The sequence below is a fragment of the Rhodococcus sp. DN22 genome (assembly GCF_036669995.1).
Classification (GTDB): Bacteria; Actinomycetota; Actinomycetes; order Mycobacteriales; family Mycobacteriaceae; genus Rhodococcus_F; species Rhodococcus_F erythropolis.
The window spans coordinates 2406866-2425772 of sequence record NZ_CP133326.1 but is presented as its reverse complement, the minus strand read 5'-3'; the positions used below and the strand labels follow the sequence as shown (position 1 = coordinate 2425772).

16 protein-coding genes and 1 tRNA gene are annotated in these 18907 nt (G+C 62.1%); 10 read left to right on the top strand and 7 right to left on the bottom strand.

Features of this window, described 5'->3' with window-relative positions; genetic code table 11:
- Nucleotides 1-13: 13 nt before the first annotated feature.
- Nucleotides 14-1204, bottom strand: coding sequence for a nitrate ABC transporter substrate-binding protein (locus RA302_RS11095; RefSeq protein ID WP_235867780.1), 1191 nt, complete (start codon nucleotides 1202-1204; stop codon nucleotides 14-16).
- A 251-nt stretch (nucleotides 1205-1455) separates the two neighbouring features.
- On the opposite strand from RA302_RS11095, the gene RA302_RS11090 reads away from it, so the two are divergent.
- From RA302_RS11090 to RA302_RS11075, 4 genes are read left to right on the top strand one after another with little or no spacing between them, the layout of a single operon-like run.
- A complete protein-coding gene (locus tag RA302_RS11090) occupies nucleotides 1456-2238 on the top strand; it encodes an ABC transporter ATP-binding protein (protein ID WP_338480645.1) in 783 nt (260 codons plus the stop codon).
- Entirely contained in the window at nucleotides 2235-3140 is a 906-nt protein-coding gene (locus RA302_RS11085) for an ABC transporter permease (protein WP_020969249.1), read from the top strand. Before RA302_RS11090 ends, RA302_RS11085 begins: the two co-directional genes overlap by 4 nt.
- Nucleotides 3137-4207: a 2-oxoglutarate and iron-dependent oxygenase domain-containing protein gene (locus RA302_RS11080; protein ID WP_084326430.1), complete on the top strand. Its 1071-nt coding sequence runs from the start codon at nucleotides 3137-3139 to the stop codon at nucleotides 4205-4207. The genes RA302_RS11085 and RA302_RS11080 overlap by 4 nt, the downstream gene beginning before the upstream one ends.
- 47 nt (nucleotides 4208-4254) lie before the next feature.
- Entirely contained in the window at nucleotides 4255-4899 is a 645-nt protein-coding gene (locus RA302_RS11075; RefSeq protein ID WP_338481169.1) for a GntR family transcriptional regulator, read from the top strand.
- A gap of 4 nt (nucleotides 4900-4903) precedes the next feature.
- On the opposite strand, the gene RA302_RS11070 is transcribed toward RA302_RS11075, so the two are convergent.
- Nucleotides 4904-5680 carry a lipase gene (locus RA302_RS11070; protein ID WP_046378354.1) on the bottom strand — a complete coding sequence of 259 codons (777 nt, stop codon included), beginning with the start codon at nucleotides 5678-5680 and terminating at the stop codon, nucleotides 4904-4906.
- 73 nt (nucleotides 5681-5753) lie between these two features.
- Nucleotides 5754-5827 (bottom strand) — tRNA-Met (locus RA302_RS11065).
- Nucleotides 5828-6277: 450 nt separating this feature from the next.
- On the opposite strand from RA302_RS11065, the gene RA302_RS11060 reads away from it, so the two are divergent.
- On the top strand, nucleotides 6278-6832 hold the full coding sequence (locus RA302_RS11060) for a transglycosylase family protein (RefSeq protein ID WP_019747833.1): 555 nt from the start codon (nucleotides 6278-6280) through the stop codon (nucleotides 6830-6832).
- Between the two features lie 89 nt (nucleotides 6833-6921).
- Here the strand turns inward: RA302_RS11060 and RA302_RS11055 are convergent, their stop codons facing one another.
- Nucleotides 6922-9843, bottom strand: a complete 2922-nt coding sequence (locus RA302_RS11055; RefSeq protein ID WP_020969246.1) for a UPF0182 family protein — start codon at nucleotides 9841-9843, stop codon at nucleotides 6922-6924.
- 183 nt (nucleotides 9844-10026) lie between these two features.
- Here RA302_RS11055 and RA302_RS11050 point away from each other — a divergent pair, with 183 nt between their 5' ends.
- On the top strand, nucleotides 10027-10614 hold the full coding sequence (locus RA302_RS11050; RefSeq protein ID WP_007731266.1) for a PPA1309 family protein: 588 nt from the start codon (nucleotides 10027-10029) through the stop codon (nucleotides 10612-10614).
- Nucleotides 10615-10655: 41 nt separating this feature from the next.
- Here the strand turns inward: RA302_RS11050 and RA302_RS11045 are convergent, their stop codons facing one another.
- Complete coding sequence (locus RA302_RS11045) at nucleotides 10656-11678, bottom strand: PDZ domain-containing protein (RefSeq protein WP_042951437.1); 1023 nt, start codon at nucleotides 11676-11678, stop codon at nucleotides 10656-10658.
- Nucleotides 11679-11801: 123 nt separating this feature from the next.
- On the opposite strand from RA302_RS11045, the gene RA302_RS11040 reads away from it, so the two are divergent.
- The 3 genes from RA302_RS11040 to RA302_RS11030 all read left to right on the top strand — a co-directional run bounded on the left by RA302_RS11040 (nucleotide 11802) and on the right by RA302_RS11030 (nucleotide 15563).
- On the top strand, nucleotides 11802-13202 hold the full coding sequence (locus tag RA302_RS11040; RefSeq protein ID WP_024487215.1) for a zinc-dependent metalloprotease: 1401 nt from the start codon (nucleotides 11802-11804) through the stop codon (nucleotides 13200-13202).
- 101 nt (nucleotides 13203-13303) lie between these two features.
- Nucleotides 13304-14215 carry a hypothetical protein gene (locus RA302_RS11035; RefSeq protein ID WP_053062054.1) on the top strand — a complete coding sequence of 304 codons (912 nt, stop codon included), beginning with the start codon at nucleotides 13304-13306 and terminating at the stop codon, nucleotides 14213-14215.
- Between the two features lie 4 nt (nucleotides 14216-14219).
- Nucleotides 14220-15563 carry an AarF/UbiB family protein gene (locus tag RA302_RS11030; protein WP_020907132.1) on the top strand — a complete coding sequence of 448 codons (1344 nt, stop codon included), beginning with the start codon at nucleotides 14220-14222 and terminating at the stop codon, nucleotides 15561-15563.
- Between the two features lie 5 nt (nucleotides 15564-15568).
- On the opposite strand, the gene RA302_RS11025 is transcribed toward RA302_RS11030, so the two are convergent.
- Nucleotides 15569-15892: a WhiB family transcriptional regulator gene (locus RA302_RS11025; protein ID WP_003942321.1), complete on the bottom strand. Its 324-nt coding sequence runs from the start codon at nucleotides 15890-15892 to the stop codon at nucleotides 15569-15571.
- A 512-nt stretch (nucleotides 15893-16404) separates the two neighbouring features.
- Complete coding sequence (locus RA302_RS11020) at nucleotides 16405-18543, bottom strand: ATP-dependent DNA helicase UvrD2 (RefSeq protein ID WP_338481168.1); 2139 nt, start codon at nucleotides 18541-18543, stop codon at nucleotides 16405-16407.
- A 103-nt stretch (nucleotides 18544-18646) separates the two neighbouring features.
- Between RA302_RS11020 and RA302_RS11015 the strand changes: the two genes are divergently transcribed.
- Entirely contained in the window at nucleotides 18647-18904 is a 258-nt protein-coding gene (locus RA302_RS11015; protein WP_003942350.1) for a mycoredoxin, read from the top strand.
- Nucleotides 18905-18907 lie beyond the last annotated feature (3 nt).

The following is an 18907-nucleotide window of genomic DNA, read 5'->3' as shown; positions in this document are numbered from 1 at the left end:
GCTGTGAGCTCCTTCAGCGGATTCCGATGGACCGATCGGTGAATTTGTCGGTGTAGATCTCTTCAGCAGTCAATGACTGCGGTATCGCCGCACCCCCGGCGTTGAGAATGGGCTTCAGTTCTTCGACGGTGTGAGCGACTCGCGTCATGTCGAACGTGCCGACGGATCCGTCTGCCTCGTTCGCGATCAGGCCTTTCTCTTTCAGGAGCTGGGCACTGAACGCTGCTTCACCCTCGGTGTAGGGAGAGAACGACACGTCCTGCGAGACGACGTCGACAATGGCAGCATTCGCCGCATCCGGCGCAGTGATGTAGTCCGCGGTGGCCTGCTGAATGATCGGAACCAGCTTGCTCAAACACGGCGAGAGTGTCTCGACCTTGTCGGCACGAACGGAAACATTGGACGCGTAGATGTCGAAACCCGAATCTTTCAGCAGGTCATAGGAAACCGGCTTGTCCCACGCCGGCGTCTCCTTCTCGTACGTGTACGGTTCCGAATTCGCGAATCCTTGCTGAGCGATGGTCGGGTCACCGACAAATCGCGAGGGAGCTCCGTCGTAGCTCGTGTCGAGCTGAGACTGCTTCAGTAGTCCTTTCGCCACGAGCCACTGCGGAAAGAGTTGCTCCTTGGAAACGACGACACTCGCGTCGGACTTGCCGATATCGGCAACACTCGTCCAGTCCGGATGAGACTCTTTGTCCCACATGAGGATTGCCGGGCTGTATTTGAGCAATGGCGTGACGGCCACAACGGGCTGACTTGCCGCTGCCGCGATCACCTGATCCCCGTGCACCAAGCCGAGAGTGATGGAATCGTCGACGTACATCTGGGAGCTGACGGATTGGAACCCGATTGCCGGTCCCCCGGCCCGCAAGGTCAGGTCGACTCCGGTGTCCTTCCCTCCGGCGACAAGAGTCCCACTGACGGACTTGTCGTCGGTGTCGACCGAATAGCCGGGACCGAGCATCTCGAAGAGCGCTCCCATATCCGACTGTGGCTGCCATTGGAGTTGAACCACAACGTTTTCCGGACAGAGACCCGCAAGGTTCTGCGCCTCGGCAGCTGGTTCGAGAGATTCGGCTTTCGCCGTCTCAGCCTCACTGGAGCTGCACGCAGTCAATCCGATGGCTGCACACATGGCCAGTGCCGCGCCCGCCGCTCCCACACTTCTGCGATTGGAATGCACCTTGCGATTTGAATACACAGCGTCTCCTTCGTGAAAACAATTGGGATGTGGGCGAACCAAGAAGGGTGATCCGATGAGCACACTCTGCAGCACGTGGATTACATGCAATCGCCTCGTTGTTTCCATCAGGTAACGCGCGCCAGGATTCTCGCTTCACCTGCAATGTCACCTCACATTTACATTCAGCAATCTAAGCGACATACATGCAATTCAAGATAGTTCCTACATCTTGAAGAACTTTTGCATGCATTACCGAACCGGAGGCTCAGATGGAACTCGCGAACACGATGCAGGATGCCGACGCTCGCAAGCTCACCGCGCCGATGCAGATGGTCTTTTCCGATGTCGTCAAGAAGTTCGATACCGGCACTGTCGCGCTGGACGGCATCGATCTGGACGTGGAGCGAGGAGACTTCGTCGCCGTGGTCGGACCCTCAGGCTGTGGCAAGTCGACTTTGTTGCGCATGGCGGCCGGCCTCGAGCGACCGACCAGTGGTGCGGTTGCCTTCGACACCGAATCAGTTGGCTTCATCTTCCAGGAGCCGACTCTCCTCCCCTGGCGAACCGTGCAGGCCAACGTCGAATTATCGGCTGAACTCGGTGGCGGCGACAAAGCAGCGCGAAAGTTGCGCGCCGACGAGGCAATCCGCGCAGTCGGCCTTGCGGACTTTGCGAAACAACTGCCCAATGCGTTGTCAGGCGGAATGAAGATGCGTGTCTCGTTGGCGCGTGCGCTCACCCTCGCACCCGCTGTGATGCTGCTCGACGAACCTTTTGGTGCGCTCGACGAGATGACACGACTGGAGATGCAGGTAGAGCTCCAAAGGCTCTACACCGACAAAGGGTTCACCTCGATGTTCATCACGCACTCGGTATCCGAGGCCGTGTACCTCGCGAACAAGGTGGTCGTCATGACCGCCAGGCCTGGACGAATACATTCGGTCGTGGACATCGATTTCCCGTACCCGCGTAGCCCGGAACTGCGCTACGACGCCCGATACACCGAACACGTCGCCGAGATCTCGGCCAGCCTCCATGGGAGCTCACGATGACCGAAGTCCTTGCAGTACAACAGGGCACCACCGTACGCAATACCGCCGTTCGTACTGATTCTGCGACCACGGCGCAAGCACAGGCACAGTCCGGACGGCCCTCTCGAATGAGAGCGCTCGGCACCTTCCTGCTCTATCCGCTGCTCTCACTTGCCGGCGCGGTCGCAGCGTGGTCGATCGTCAGCTACCTCGTTCTCTCCCCGGAACGTCGATTTCTCCTTCCGCCGCCGAGTCAAGTACTGACGAAGTCGCTACTCGACTGGAAACACCTCTCTCCCATGCTCGAAGCCCTCGCAGTGACGGCACAGGTTGCGCTGGTCGGCTTCGTCGTCGCGGTGGCAGTCGGCGTCGGAACCGGCGTGCTGATGAGCCAGGCCAAGTGGATCGAGCGGATCGTCTATCCATATGCCGTTGTGCTGCAGGTCATTCCCATCCTCGCCATCGTCCCCCTCATCGGGCTCTGGTTCGGCTACGGCATGACCGCGCGCACCCTGGTTTGCGTTCTCATCGCAGCCTTCCCGATCATCACCAACACACACTTCGGGTTGCAATCGGTCGATCGCGGACTGCACGAACTCTTCACCCTCGGCCGCGCCTCGCGTTGGGATCGACTGGTGAAACTCGAACTGCGAGCGGCAATGCCGGCCATTCTCACCGGTATCCGCACCGCCTCCGGCCTTGTTGTCGTCGGTGCCATCATCGGCGACATGTTCTTCGCCAAAGGACAACCCGGGATCGGGACCCTGCTCGACGTCTACCGAAGCCGCCTTCAGTCCGAGGATCTGATCGCCGCGATCGTGATCGCGTCGGTGTTCGGCGTCCTCGTCTTCTCTGCCTTTGGATTCCTCTCACGTGTGCTCGTCGGTAAGTGGCACACGTCCGGCCGCAAGGACTTTAAATGACCCACGAAATTCCCGCCTTCGAAATCCCTACGATCGATATCAGCCCGTACCTCACCGGCGAGGCATCGGCTGCAAACGCCACCAACAGCACTGCCTGTGCGGAAGTGGCAGCTCAACTCGATCGCGCGTGCCGGGAGGTCGGATTCATACAGATTGTCGGACACAGCATTCCACGATCGGCGACCGACGGACTGGCCGACGCTCTCGACGAGTTCTTTGCTCTCCCACTGACGGTGAAGAACAACTATCGCCGTCCCTCGTCCGAGAACCGTGGCTACTCGCCACCGAAGTCGGAATCACTCAGCATGAGCCTGGGCGTCGCCGCTGCGAACCAGATGAACGATTTCTACGAAGCAATAGTCGTGGGCACAGAGGTGAGCGACTATCCGGGCGTCGACCTACCCGAGTCCAGCTACGCCGCCAACACTTGGCCCGAGGCCGCGCCCGGATTCCGACCGGCAATCGAAGAGTATTTCCGTCATGCCCAGGGCTTGGCACGAATCCTGATGTGCGCCTTTACCGACGCCCTCGGATTGCAGCCCGAGTACTTCGATTCGATGCTCGACCATTCGATCGACGCGATGAAGATGAACAACTACGCACTGCCTGAGGGCGAGATCCGCATCTCCGGCGACATGACGGGAATGGGCGCTCACACCGACTTCGGAATCTTGACCATCCTGTGGGCAGATCAAGTTCCGGGCCTTCAAGTTCTGAGTACCGATGGCATATGGCACGACGTCCAACCTGCCGACGGCGCACTCTTGATCAACCTCGGCGACGCGATGGCACGATGGACGAACGACCGATGGCGCTCGACAGTGCACCGAGTCGACCCACCTATCGTCGATGGTCAGATCATCCGACGTCGCTCTGCCGCATTCTTTTTCGACGGAAACTACGACGCCGTCATCGAAGCACTGCCAGGGACTCTCGAACCGGGCGAGGTGGGATACCCGCCGATCACGATCGCCGAGAACATCGCGGCCAAAGTGGCCGGACTGAAAGGCGCGACGGCGCCCGACGTCGACAGTCGCAGCGCTGACCGGGTGCGCGCCGCCGGATAGCGCTCCCGGGTACCGTCGATATCGTGCAGGATCGAAGTGAGGACAAGATGACCACCACCGAACGAGCTTTGCTCACCGAGTCCGTGCACGAGACGCTTCGAGAACTGATCTTTTCGGGAGAGCTGGCGCCGGGGACACCACTGAGTGTTCCCGCGCTGGCGAGCAAGCTCAATGTCAGTCGAACGCCGGTCCGCGAGGCCGTGCAGCAGTTGATCTACGAGGGCATCGCGGTCCACACCCGAAATGCGGGTGCAAAAGTCGATTCGCTGGACGCAGAGTCTCTGCGCGCGGTCTTCGAGGTGCGTGAGGTACTCGACGGTCTCGCGGCTTTCAACGCGACGGCCAATGCCACGCATGAAACCGTGTCACAGCTGAACAAGATGGTGCAGGTGCAACGCGAACTTCTCGAGAGCCCGCCGGATCAGCGTCGCGATTCGACGCTGGACCTCGAGTTCCACACCTTGATTCGTGAGACTGCATGCAATCACCCGCTCAGTGAAGCCCTACATCGTCTCGACGGACAGTCACATCTCTACCGTTCGGACATGTGGAGCCTCGAGCTCAATCGACGGATCGCCGTCACCGAGCACGCTCGTATAGTCGCGGCCATCGAATCGGGTGACGCCTTGGAGGCCAGAACTGCCGCGAGCGCACACGTAGCCGGGCTACTCGTCCGAACAACCCGGACCTGAAGCTTTACCGAAATGACGGGAACAACGTGTCAGGCCAGGTGATGTCGCCGTCGTTCTCGTCCACGAACGTACCGACACAGTCGCGCCCCAAAGCGCTGATCGCTCCCGAGATGACCTCTGGATGCTCGAGCTCGGTGAGATGGTCTGCTCCGGTTCCGGCCCCGGGAACGCCATCGACGTACACCCGGCACTGGCCCCCGTCCAACCGACCGTCCGCCCACTCGCCCGAACTCTGCACCACCGAATAGTAGGCAGATCCAGGAGTGTCCTCACCGGCATTGAGCTTGGCGAGAACTTCGGAGAACATGCAGGTGTCGTAACCGTCGGCAGGGCCTTGTACGCAGCCACCGGGGCTACCGTACTGCGGAGCACCGATGGCGACGAATGAATCCACTACTTCGGAGCCACCGAGGAACTTCGCGTAGTACCGGGAGCTCAGTCCACCCGCACTGTGTGCGATCACCCCGACGGAGTCAGCGCCGGCAGCGTAGGAGCGAATCGAATCGGCAATCAGCTCGGCGTCGGCCGCAATCATCTTGCCGGGTGCGTCGACGAAGTGTGTCTCGTAGCCCGCAGCGCTCAGTGCCTCGTCGAGGGCGCGGTAGGTCGCCTGGTGCGTTTCTCCCGAGTTGTAGAGCTGCTGCCCTGGAACGATGAAGACCACGCGCTTCGCATCGGCGATCCGCCCACCGGCGGCAGCGCTTCCTGCCGAGAACGCCAGAGCGGTGGTCACCAGCGAAGTAGTCACCGCCATCGCCAAAAGAATCTTCGAGAGTCGCACGTCGCCACCCTACGACGGCTGCGCACAAAAAAGGACCGCCGCACTGAAATCCAGTGCGGCGGTCCTTTTCTAGTAGCGGGGACAGGATTTGAACCTGCGACCTCTGGGTTATGAGCCCAGCGAGCTACCGAGCTGCTCCACCCCGCGATGCATTGACAAAGTTACACGAGCAGATGAACGGAACGCAAATCGCCTGCGCTGGAGCGAAATACACGCCTGAAAGTCGAAGAATCGGGTGACTGGGTTCACAAAATGCCCGTGAGCATCAACACATAACAAGCATGTAACGAACGTACCTCGAAACGGCATCGGAAAGGCTCTACCAGCATAAACGCCGAAAATCCTGGATGGGAGAAGACCAGGTGGTCCGGAAAATCGCGAATCGACCCTCGTTCAGCGCTCCCGTACGGTCGGTCCCGGCCCGAATCAACCGGGCGAACGCCGACCCGCCGCTGCTCCACTCTGCCCCGCGGGATCGGAACCCCCGAAACCTTCGAGGGGCAGAGACACGGAGAGACAAGCGCCCGGGAAAGTCAGCATCATCGCCGACCCGCAGGCCCGCCGATGTCAGCAAGCGCGGAGAGGATTTACCCCGACATGACGTACACCAGCATCAGCAAGCGTGCATTCGGCACATTGGCAGTAGCCGGCGCACTTGTCGCAGTGCCCCTCACCATGAGCACCGGCACCGCTTCCGCAGCCACCCACAACTGGGACGGCGTCGCACAGTGCGAGAGCGGTGGCGACTGGAACATCAACACCGGAAACGGCTACTACGGCGGCCTGCAGTTCTCGCAGAGCACCTGGACCGCCAACGGTGGCACCGGCTCGCCCGCCAACGCTTCCAAGGAAGAGCAGATCCGCGTCGCCGAGAACACCCTGCAGAGCCAGGGCCCCGGCGCATGGCCAGTCTGCGGCCAGCGTCTGACCGTCGCAAGCGAGCCGGCAGTCGAAGAGGCTCCCGCCGCAGCACCGGCTCCCGTCGCCGAGGCACCCGCAGTTGCTCCCGCCGTCGAAATCCCGGCCGAGCTCAAGCCCGCCGCACAGCAGGCTTACGACACCGCTCGTGACCTCGCCGGCCAGTACGGATTCGCCGCACAGTTCCAGCAGCTCTCCGATGCCAACGCACCGATCGTTGCAGCACTGCGCTGATTCAGCTCATACAGCTTCACCTGAGCACACAAGAAGGCCCACCATCCGATCGGATGGTGGGCCTTCTGCTGTTCATGAACTGACGCCGCTTACCGCGGCAGCGCCTGGTACGCGTCAACAGCCTTCTGCAGGCGGTCGAGCGCAGCACCGTAGCTGGTGAAGTCACCGCTCTGTTGCGCCGACTTCAATGCCGCCATTGCCGAATTGACCTCGGCCAGCGCCTTCGTGACGTCATCCGAAGAAGCCGGCGGGGCCGGTGCCGTCGGAGTTGTCGGCGTTTCCGGTTGCGCTCCGGTATCCGGATCGGGTGCCGGCTGGGTGACAGTCGCTGCCGAACCTGCGCCCGGCCAAATCTGACTGATCGCCTCGGAGACGGTCGGTGCATAACCGATCCGAATGCCGTTGGTGTCGCTGAAGCTCACCAGTACACGCGCCAACTGAGGGAACGCGTTCTGCGAGTTTCGCTGCGAGTACAAAGGCTCGACATAGAGGATTCCACCCTCGGCAATCGGCAGAGTCAGCAAGTTTCCGTACTGAATCTTGTTCGACTGCTTGAGCAGTGACACTTCCGAAGCAACACGCGAATCCGACGTCATCGCAGACTGAGCCTGCTGTGGACCCTGAGTCTGCGTATCGGTCGGCAACTGCAGCACCGTGAACTTGCCGTAGTTCTCCTTGTCGTTCGCCACCGAGATGTAGGCCGACAGCAACTCACGACTGAACCCGACCATCGGACTGGTCAGACGGAAATCCGCCTTCGCGGTGTCCTTGTCGCCCACCAGCACGTAGTACGGCGGTTGGTTGGCCGACGTGTCGATCGTCGGATCGCTCGGAACTGACCAGAACGCGTTGTTGGTGAAGAACTCACTCGGATCGTCGACGTGGTACTTCGCCAGCATCTCTCGCTGAACCTTGAACATGTCTTCCGGGTAGCGGAAGTGTGCCTGCAGGTCGTCCGAGATTTCGCTCTTCGGCTTCACCGTGTTCGGGAAGACTCCCATCCACGCCTTCAGAACCGGATCCTGCTCGTCGACCTGGTAGAGCGTGACCGTGCCGTCGTAGGCGTCGACCGTGGCCTTCACGGAGTTGCGGATGTAGGAGAACTCCTGGCGCGGAATGAGGCGCCCGGTCGTCTGGTCGATACTGTCCTCGACCAACCCGTCGAGCGAACTGCGCTGCGCGTACGGGTAGTCCTGGGCGGTGGTGTAACCGTCGATGATCCACTGCATCTTGCCGTCGACCACTGCCGGGTAGGCAGCGCCGTCGGTCGTCAGCCAAGGCGCGACCTCCTCGACCCTTTCCTTCGGATCACGCTTGAAGATGATCTTGGAGTTCGAGCCGATTGCACTCGAGAACAAGATGTTGCGCTCGGTGTACTTCGCCGCGAAGGCAAGACGGTTGAACCAGTTGCCGATCGAGACACCACCCGAACCGGTGTAGGTGTACTTCGAGGTGTCGGTGTCGTACTCACGAGGTCCCTCGCCGTCGACGGAACCGACGATCGAGTAATCGGCGTCCGACTGGCTGATCACCTCGCCGTAGTACGACCGAGGATTGTCTACCTTGAGGTTCTCGTTCTCGGGCGTGGTCGTCAGGTCGCTGACCGAGTAGATCGGGTAACCACCGGTGTTGTTCTGACTGTCGCCCTGCACGGCCGTGACTTCGTTTGCCTGGGCCGCGACGAAGCCGTTGCCGTGCGTGTAGACCGTGTGCTTGTTGATCCAGTCCGTCTGGTTGCCGGAAAGGTTGTTCGGCGACAGCTCACGCGCGGCGACAACGAAGTCGCGCAACTGGCCGTCCTGTTCGTAGCGGTCGACGTTGAGCGTCTGCGGGAACCCGTAGAAGTTCTTGAGCTGACGCTGAGCGGTGAACGTCGGCGACAGAATGGTCGGATCCAACAGTCGGGTGTTCGCGATCGTGGTCCGGTCGGCCGGAACGTCCTGGGGCTGCTTGGTGCCAACTCCCGGATAGTCGACGTAGTCGACGTTTTCTTCCGTGATCCCGTACGCCTGACGGGTCGCTTCGATGTTTCGTTCGATGTACGTGCTCTCCTTCTGCGCCGCATTGGGCTTGACGGAGAACTGCTCGACGATCATCGGGTAGACCGCACCGACGAGCACCGACGAAAGAACCAGTAGAGCGACTGCCATGGCCGGTATCCGAAGATCCCGCGTGAAGATCGAGGCGAAGAACGCCAAGGCGCAGATGACCGCAATGGACAACAGAATCAGCTTCGCCGGCAGAACCGCATTGATGTCGGTGAAGCCCGGACCGGTGAACGTCGGTTCCTTACGACTACTCGACATCAACGAGTACCGATCGAACCAGTACGCCACCGCCTTGAGGAGCACGAAGGTGCCGGCGATGACAGCCAGTTGAACACGTGCGGCAGTCGTGAATGTCCCAGCGCGCCCGGCCAACTTGATCCCACCGAAAACGTAGTGGGTAACCAGGTTTGCCACGAAGGCAAGCAGAATCGAGACGAACAACCAGTTCAGAACGAAGCGGTAGAACGGCAGATCGAACGTGTAGAAGCCGACGTCCAAGTTGAACTGAGGATCGGTGATGCCGAACGGCTGACCGTTGAGGAACAACTGGATCGTGACCCAGTTGGCCTGCGCGATGAGACCGGAGAGAATGCCGATCGCGACCGGAATGATCACGCCGAACAGACGAAGTCGCGACATGACGGTCGTGCGGTAGCGCGCGATCGGATCGTTGGGTCCGGAGACCGGAACGAACACCGGACGTGCGCGGTACGCGAGAAGCATCGCGAGCCACACGATGGCTCCGACGACAATTCCGACCACGAGGAAGAGCACGAATCGCGTCAGCAGAACCTTGGTGAAGACACCGCGGTAGCCGACTTCTCCGAACCACAACCAGTCCGTGTACATGCCGATCAGTCGCGGCCCCACGAGCAGCAAGGCCGCCACTACGACAGCCACCACCAACAAGATTCGACTGCGTCTGGACAGAGAGGGTAAACCTGCGGGGGGCCGCATGCCCACGTGCCACGCTCCAAGATTTGGCGACGCCGTGGCGTCGCAACCGATTGCATCGATCACTGCGGCCACGCCCGAGTGGACTTGGCCGTTTCCGACCACTCTACGTAACAACGGTCACGGGTTGACAACACGGAGAGCAGGGAGCCGGACAGAAGGTGGGAGGATGAACGTGTGAGTGAAGAGAATATGAGCAGATCACCGAGTGCCCTCGCCCGGTGCGTTCATGAAGTTGTCGACCACATCGACGCCGAAGGCTGGGATCAACCGCCGAAGCTGTACGCGTTGGTGCCTACCGAAATGCTCGCCGCGGCCGAACCAGGACTGCTCGACCAACTCGCCGAGGGCGCCGAATACACACCGATCGAACAGGAATCGCTTCCCGAGGACATCATCGGCGGTTCACGGGCACTCGACGAGTTCCTGGCAACGACGCATTGGCCCGAGTCGGTGCAGGGTTGCATCCTGGTTCAGGAGATCGTCGTCCTGCCGCCCGAGGCGGAATCGGATCTCGATCACGCCACGGCGCCGGTATTGACCGATCAGCATGCTGCGGACGAGGTCGCGCGACTGACGGCCAACGCGCATCCCGATCGACGCGAGGCTCGACTGTTCGTCGGCGTGCTCCGTGACGGTCCTTCGCTGTCGCTTCTGCAGATGCGTCCCGACGAGGATGCGGATCCGTACGGCGACCTGGAACTGCTCACCTACGACGGTCTTGCACCTCACCTGGTTCACGCGTTGTATGCGACGCTCGACGAGGTCGAAGAAGACTGAAAGAAGAAGACTGACCGAGTCTGTCTTCGGCAAGGCAGGTTTCAGCAGCGGGGTGCGTCGCCGCCCGTGTTGAGGCTTTCGAGTGAGTCCACTGCGCCGGGCAGGTTGTCGACCTTGACGAGTCGAAGCCCGTCCGGCGCATTCTGTTTCGCCTCGTCACAGTTCTGGGCCGGCACGAGGAAGGTCTCAGCACCGGCTTCGGAGGCGGCGATCAACTTGTACCTGATACCGCCGATCGGACCGACCTCGCCGTCGGAGTCGATGGTGCCCGTTCCGGCCACGAACTTTCCGCCGTTGAGCTCCCCTGGAGTCAGCTTGTCCACCAACGCAAGTGTGAACATCAGTCCGGCAGAAGGACCGCCGATGTCGGCAAGGTTGAACTGCACGGTGAAGGGAACGTCCGGGACCTCGTTGGGCGTGACGCCGAGGTAACCCGATTCGGGCTTGTTGGGCCGCGCCCCGACGGTGACCGGCACAACGGTCTCCACACCCTCGCGAAGGACGGTGACGTCGATCGCGGTGCCGGGCGCGATCGCACCGACCGTGTCCTGAACGCCGGTGATGGTGGTTACCGGAGTGTCGCCGATCTTGACCAGGACATCGCCCTCTTGCAGGGCACCCGCGGCGGGGCCGTCCGGGGTCACCTTCGAGACAGTGAGTGCCACCGGCTTACCGAGAAAGTGCAGTGCAGCCAACTCGGCACTGTCCTCGGACTGCTGGAAGTCGGCGGTGTTGGCCTGCTGAATCTCTTCCTTCGACTTCTCAGGCGGATAGATCTCCGAGCGAGGGACGAGTCCGTTGCTGCCACTCGCCCACAGTCCGAACGCTTCGAAGACGTTGAGGCCGTCGCGAACCGACACCGTTGTCATGTTGAGGTTGCCGTCGGTGGGATCGACCTCGGTCCCCTGGATGTCGACGACGGGCTTACCGTCGACGTCGCCGAGGGTGTTGAAGGTGGGGCCAGGACCGAGTGCGACATAAGGAACAGTGACCATTGTTCCGACGACTCCCAACACGACGATGGGTGCGAGTGCGGCCAAGAGCGTCACTATCCGTCGATTCACCTGATCCAGAGTAAAGCGCGAAGGCGCCGGAGCACCGATCGCACCGCCTGAGCGCCGTGCGTGTTCGCCGTCAGCGTGACTCGGAGGGCGACTCCGACCGCTCGAGCCTTGTACCGTTGAGGTATGAGCAATATGCCGTTCGGCTTCTCCAACTCCGACGACGATCCCGATCGCGACAAGAACGCGGCGGGTGGCAATCCGTTCGGGGGTGGTGACACGCCGTTCGGGTTCGGCGCGGGCGGTGAGGGATTCGATCCGGCTCAGCTCGGCCAGATGCTCACCCAGTTCGGTCAGATGCTGAGCGGGATGGGCTCGTCGATGGGCCAGGGCGGTACTTCCGGCCCGGTGAACTACGACATCGCCAAGAAGCTGGCACGCCAACAGATCGGATCGGTTACACCGATCACCGAGGGCAATGTCAAGGCGATCGCCGACGCCGCACATCTGGCGGAGATGTGGCTGGACGCCGCAACGACGCTTCCGGCCGGAGCGAGCCGCACTCTCGCCTGGACTCCGAACGACTGGCTCGACAACACGATCGACACGTGGAAGCGACTCTGTGATCCGGTGGCCGAGAAGGTGGCGGGCATGTGGGTCCAGGGACTTCCCGCCGAAGCACAGCAGATGGCGGGCCCGATGCTGGGCATGCTCGGCCAGATGGGTGGACTCGCGTTCGGCTCGCAATTGGGCCAGGCACTCGGCCAACTGTCCACCGAGGTGCTCTCCTCCACCGACATCGGCTTGCCCCTCGGACCAGAGGGCACCGCGGCCCTTCTCCCCGCTGCGGTTCAGGCGTTCAGCGAGGGTCTCGAACAGCCGCATCAGGAAGTTCTGGTGTTCCTCGCTGCGAGGGAAGCAGCTCATCAGCGCCTTTACAGTCACGTTCCGTGGCTGCGACAGCGTGTTCTCGCCACAGTCGAGGAATACGCCCGCGGGATCACGATGGACTTTTCGGCAATGGAAGAATTTGCCAAGGACCTCGACCCGTCCGCTCTCACCGATCCGAGCAAGCTCGAAGCGCTGATGCAGCAGGGCACGTTCGAGCCGCAGAACACCCCGGAGCAGAAAGCCGCTCTCGAACGGCTCGAGACTCTGCTTGCGCTGGTCGAGGGTTGGGTGGAGACGGTCGTCACCGCCGCACTCGGCGAGCGACTGCCCGGTGTTGCCGCGATGAGCGAGACGTTGCGGCGTCGCCGTGCCACCGGCGGCCCCGCCGAACAGACCTTTGCGACGCTGGTCGGACTCGAACTTCGTCCTCGCAAGGTCCGTGAAGCGGCCGGGTTGTGGCAGAAGCTCACCGCGGAAGCCGGTATGGACACTCGTGACGGCGTCTGGTCACATCCCGACCTCATGCCCGATTCGAGCGATCTCGACGCACCGGACGGATTTGTCGCCCGGGTCCTCGGCGGCGGCGAAGCCGGCAATTTCGACGACCCGATCGCCCAGCTCGAAGCCGTCGAGGCAAAAGAGCGTGCGGCCGAGGCAGCGATGGACAAGACCCGCGAGGACGACGAAGAGAAATAATTCCTTCTCGACACATTTTCGCAGTTCAGCCATGCTGACGTCCTGTGGATAACTGTCACTGACGCGGACTCGCCGACGGCCCGCCGTGCCAGCATCGAACGATGACCGGTGACACGCAAGACGACACCACACAGAACAGCACGTCACAGCGATCCGCGGGACCCCGATGGGACCCGCGGATCGCTGTTCTGTCGCGCCCGGACGGTCGGCTGCAGCTGGGATGGACACCCGGACGTGCCGTCCTGCTGACGCTGCCTGTCGGGGTCGATGCGCGCGCGGTGAAGTCGATCCTCCGCAAAATGGACGGCTCCAGATCCCGCGCGACCATCCTGTGGGAAGCATCGACGCGCGGGATTTCGACGTCGGTGACGGAGAAGTTGCTCGAGCAACTCACCGATTCCGGATTCGTCCACACTGCCGCCAGGAGGACCGTGTCCGTCCGGATCCACGGTGTCGGTCCACTCTCGGACGCCGTCGAGCGCGCCCTGGTCACCGGCGGGGTAAGCACGCGTCGCTCGCGCGGGTATCGCAACACCGACGTCGTGCGCACGTGGAACGAACAACTGGTGGTCCTGGCCGACGACGTTGTCACTGATCCTCGCCTGGTCAGCGATCTCGTTCGCTGCGGACTCCCCCACCTTTCCGTCCGCATCCGCGACGGCAACGGCGTGATCGGTCCTCTTGTCGTGCCGGGCCAGTCGAGTTGCCTGCGATGCGCCGACATCATCCGATCCGAACTCGACCCTCATTGGCTTCATCTGTCCGCGCAGCTACTCGGCAGCGCCGGCCACGCGGAATCGGCGATGATCCATGCAAGTGTCGCGCTGGCCCTGGCCGAGATCGACTCCGCATTATCCGAGACAGCGGCGACGCATGCGGCGAGTCTGTCGTCGACGCTCGAGATCGCGCTCCGTCCGTATCGGATCACAACCAGGCGCTGGCCTCGGCAAATATCTTGCAGTTGCCAATACCTGGCACCTGTTTCGGGCAAAGGACGCCCCAGTCAGACATGATGGTGTGGTGTCCGAGATCCCACGCAAGAGTTCTGCCCGTACTGCCAAACTCGCGAGCATCCCCCTGGGGATGGCCGGTCGCGCCGCCATGGGCTTCGGACGCAAGCTCGCCGGCGGCGACAAAGGCGAGATCGACGCCCAGTTGAGCGCGAAGGCCGCCGAGCAACTGTTCGCGGTGCTGGGCGAACTCAAGGGCGGCGCGATGAAGCTGGGCCAAGCGCTCAGCGTCATGGAGGCGGCGATTCCGGAGGAATTCGCGGAGCCGTACCGCGAGTCGCTGAACAAGCTCCAGGCCGCCGCCCCGCCGCTGCCGACCAAGCAAGTACACAAGATGCTCGATCAGCAACTCGGAACCAAATGGCGCGACCGTTTCCAGTCGTTCGACGACGAACCGACCGCGTCGGCAAGCATCGGGCAGGTTCACCGTGCGGTCTGGGCGGACGGCCGCGACGTGGCCGTGAAAGTTCAGTACCCCGGCGCCGACGAAGCTCTACGCGCCGACCTCAAGACCTTGGGCAGATTTGCCGGTCTCTTCGGTTCTGTCATGCCCGGTGTCGATGTGCGCCCCGTGATCGAGGAGTTCACCGCGCGCACCGAGGAAGAACTCGACTATCGGATCGAGGCGAACAATCAGCGAGCTTTTGCAAAAGAATTCGACGGCGATCCCCAATTCGTGATCCCGCACGTCGTGGCGAGCGCGCCGAAAGTGGTCGTGACCGAATGGATGACGGCAACCCCGTTGACCAGAATCATCGAAAGTGGAACGCCGGAGCAGCGCAATGCTGCCGGTGCACTACTCGCCGAATTCCACTTCGCGTCTCCGGCCCGTGTCGGCTTGCTCCACTGCGACCCGCACCCCGGCAATTTCATGCTTCTCGAGGACGGCCGACTCGGCGTCATCGACTTCGGTGCGGCTGCGCCGTTCCCGAACGGACTGCCACGGGTTCTCGGCACGATGGTGCGCTTGGCTGTCGAGGAACAATTCGACGAATTGACGGAGTTGTTGCGCGCCAACGGTTTCGTGATTCCCGGACGCACGGTGACCGACAAGGAGATCGCGGATTACCTGCGACCCTTCACCGACCCGATCCAGACCGAGTCATTTCACTTCACTCGGTCGTGGCTGCAAAAGGCCGCCGGAACCGCCACTGACTTCAACAGTGCGCAGTTCCGAACGGCCCGTGCACTCAACCTTCCGGCCGAGTATTTGATGATCTTCCGAGTTCTTCTCGGTTCGGTCGGCATATGCGCCCAGTTGGACGCATATGCCCCGTACATGGAAATCCTGACTCGTTGGTTGCCAGGGTTCGCGGAGCCGGTTCTGGACGACACCGGCTCCGCCGAATAGGGCTCTCACGCGCACACGAGTTGCTTGCGTGGGCGCCCCCTCGGTCTCTTGCGCGCTATGACGGCCCCCTGATCGAGGATCTCGCCTCCCCACACCCCCCACGGCTCGGCGCGGTCGAGAGCCGCACTGAGACAACGGGAACGGATGGGGCACTGCGCGCACAGTGCCTTCGCCTGCTCGAGTTCGGCCGGAGCTTCGGCGAACCAGAGATCGGGGTTGGATGCCCGGCACGGCAGGTCGCGGCGGGTGGACGCGACCTCGATGAACGTGACTGCAGCCGAAGTGACGTCGGTGGAAGTTACTGCAGTGGTGGAGTTTTCGGATTCCACGCGGATTGTCTGGGCAGACAACTCGGTCTCCTAGTGCTCGGATGCGAAACTGTGTCGCACGATATGGGTTCGATGGGTGCGAACCTGAGCCGAGTCGGAAACCGGATAAAGAGGGGTATCCAACACAAAGGCCACGGTCCGCAGGGGCTGCGGGTCCGTGGCCGTAAGTGAACGGATGTGTCCTACCGAGAAATACCTCGATGGCTTAAGAACACGGACTCGACAGCTGCTTTCTTTGCTGCTGCTTGAGGGCGCAGGCGGAACGCATGCTGCGCCCATCCCGCTGCACGCGGCAGCATGGGGGCGGCAACAGCGAACTTTGCGCTTGCGCACGCTTCATACGAGATCAAGTTCGTCATTTTTTTGCCACCTCCATTTCGTGTCGGTCCGGATAGTTTCTGCGCACAGGTTGCCCCGTAACACTGAAAACCAGAGTAGAGAATTCGTCGAATCTGCACAACCTATTTTTGACCTGCGGTTATGTAACTCACCGTTGTCGATTCGGATGCATTTCAGATATCGAGTGTTGCCGCACGCAGTTCGCCGCGAATGACAGCTAGTACGTCTTCTCCGAAGTTGTCGAGTTTCTTCGGCCCGATTCCAGGGATCGAAACCAGTCCACGATTGTCCTGTGGTCGTTGTTCGGCAATAGCCATCAGTGTGTTGTCACTGAAGACGACATAGGCCGGAACTTTGAGTTCTCGGGACTTGTCCAGACGCCAGGCCTTGAGGTGCTCGAGCAATTCCAGGTCGACATTGGACGGGCATTTTTCGCAGCGCCCGAGCATTGTCGCCGACGTCCCGATCAACGGTTTGCCGCAGACGCGGCAGCGCGGACGCTTCTTGTTCCCCGACGACGGCGCGGCAACGCGCGAAGCCGGTGAGTCCTCGGGGATGAGCCCGTTGAGGAACCTCGACCGGCGACGGGACTTGCGTCCACCCTCATTGCGAGCCAATGCCCAAGACAGCTGCAGATGCTCGCGGGCGCGGGTAACCCCCACGTACAGAAGCCGACGCTCCTCCTCCACCGCGACGTCGTCGGCGCCCGAATTGGCGTCGCCGAGAACGTGTTGGATCGGCAGGGTGCCGTCGTTGAGGCCGACCAGGAACACCGCATCCCATTCGAGCCCCTTGGCCGCGTGAAGGGAAGCCAACGTCACGCCCTTCACGGTCGGTGGGTGCCGCGCCTCGGCTCGGGCTGTTAGCTCCTGTAGAAGCCCGGTGAGCGACAGTTCGGGTTCGTGGACGAGTTGTTCTTCGGTCAGCGCCACGAGAGCCGAGAGCGACGCCCAGCGCTCGCGGGCTTGCGTGCCCGAAGGTTCTTCGTTGGTCAGACCGAGTGGCGCGAGTACAGCGCGAACCAGTGAAACCAGCGCTTCGCCGTTGTCTGCGCCTTCGGGGAGGTCGTCTCGTCCGGCGGCCTGACGCAGTGCCGCCACTGCCTGACGGACCTCGGTGCGGGTGAAGAAGCCCTCTCCACCACGCACCTGGAACGGAATGCCGAGCTTGGTGAGTGCCTGCTCGTGCGCCTCCGACTGAGCATTGATCCGATACAGAACAGCGATCTCGGCCGCTGGAGTGCCTGCCGCGATCAGCCGTTTGATCGCCCGCGCAACGCCGAGCGCTTCGGCAGGCTCGTCGTCGAACTCCATGAACTCCGGCTCAGGCCCCGGAGCGCGTTGCCCGATCAACTGAAGACGCGTCCCGGCGATCCGTCCGCGCGCTGCACCGATCACGCGGTTCGCCAGCGACACGACCTCAGGGGTGGAGCGGTAGTCCCGTTCGAGCCGGACGACGGTCGCTTCGGGGAATTTCCGCGAGAAATCCAACAGATAGTTCGGGGTGGCGCCGGTGAAGGAGTAGATGGTCTGATTCGCATCGCCCACCACGGTCAGGTCGTCGCGGTCGCCGAGCCAGGCGTCGAGCACCCGCTGTTGCAGCGGGGTGACGTCCTGATACTCGTCGACCACGAAGCAGCGGTACCGCTCGCGGAACTCGTCGGCAACCGTCGAATGCTCTTCGAGCGCAGCCGCGGTGTGAAGTAGGAGATCGTCGAAATCGAGGAGCATTCCGTCCTGGCCACGTGCCTTCAGCTCTTCGTATGCCGCGTAGACCTGCGCAACCTTGGTGGCCTCGACCGGCGCCTCGCGACGAATCTTGGCTATCGCGCGTGGGTAGTCCTCGGGCGCGATCAGTGAGGCCTTGGACCACTCGATTTCGCTGGCGAGGTCGCGCACGCTTTCCGTACTGGTGGACAACCCGACACGAGCGGCGGCACTGCTGACAACCGCGAACTTCCGATCGAGCAGACGCCACGGCGTGTCACCGATCACCTGCGGCCAGAAGTACTTGAGTTGACGAAGAGCGGCGGCGTGGAAGGTGCGAGCCTGTACCTGCGGCCCACTTCCACCAACCCCCAGCTCACGAAGCCGTCCACGCATTTCGCCGGCCGCTCGCGCTGTGAATGTCACGGCAAGCACCTGGCCGGCGGAGACATGGCCGTCGGCAACCAGATGCGCGATCCGGCGGGTAATGGTGCGGGTTTTGCCTGTTCCAGCGCCCGCGAGGACACATACCGGGCCGCGTGGCGCGAGCACGGCGGCCGATTGTTCTGGATCCAGTCCGGTGTCCGCAGGCATGGGGACCATCATGGCAGGACGTTCCGACACGCCATTCGCCGCGCCCGACGGTATGTGGGCAAGAGAACACGGGCCGATACGGAACAACGCTCTCGGTCGTGGTGTTATATCGGCCGTGACTTCTACCGAAAATGCGCCTGCCCTGACCATCTACTCGACCACGTGGTGTGGCTACTGCCGCCGCCTCAAGACGCAGCTCAACGCGTCGGGGATCGAGTACACCGAGATCGACATCGAGAACGATCCGGCAGCAGCCGATTTCGTCGGCAGCGTCAACGGTGGAAATCACGTCGTTCCGACCGTGAAGTACGGCGACGGCAGCGTCGCGACCAACCCGTCGCTCAACCAGGTCAAGCAGGCCCTGGGTCTTTAGAGC

Excerpts from the sequence above, each read along its gene's own strand:
- RA302_RS11050 (WP_007731266.1), top strand. The coding sequence starts at position 10,027 with ATGAGCAGATCACCGAGTGCCCTCGCCCGGTGCGTTCATGAAGTTGTC.
- RA302_RS11035 (WP_053062054.1), top strand. The coding sequence starts at position 13,304 with ATGACCGGTGACACGCAAGACGACACCACACAGAACAGCACGTCACAG.
- RA302_RS11040 (WP_024487215.1), top strand. The coding sequence starts at position 11,802 with ATGAGCAATATGCCGTTCGGCTTCTCCAACTCCGACGACGATCCCGAT.
- RA302_RS11020 (WP_338481168.1), bottom strand. The coding sequence starts at position 18,543 with ATGATGGTCCCCATGCCTGCGGACACCGGACTGGATCCAGAACAATCG.
- RA302_RS11060 (WP_019747833.1), top strand. The coding sequence starts at position 6,278 with ATGACGTACACCAGCATCAGCAAGCGTGCATTCGGCACATTGGCAGTA.
- RA302_RS11085 (WP_020969249.1), top strand. The coding sequence starts at position 2,235 with ATGACCGAAGTCCTTGCAGTACAACAGGGCACCACCGTACGCAATACC.
- RA302_RS11090 (WP_338480645.1), top strand. The coding sequence starts at position 1,456 with ATGGAACTCGCGAACACGATGCAGGATGCCGACGCTCGCAAGCTCACC.
- RA302_RS11075 (WP_338481169.1), top strand. The coding sequence starts at position 4,255 with ATGACCACCACCGAACGAGCTTTGCTCACCGAGTCCGTGCACGAGACG.
- RA302_RS11080 (WP_084326430.1), top strand. The coding sequence starts at position 3,137 with ATGACCCACGAAATTCCCGCCTTCGAAATCCCTACGATCGATATCAGC.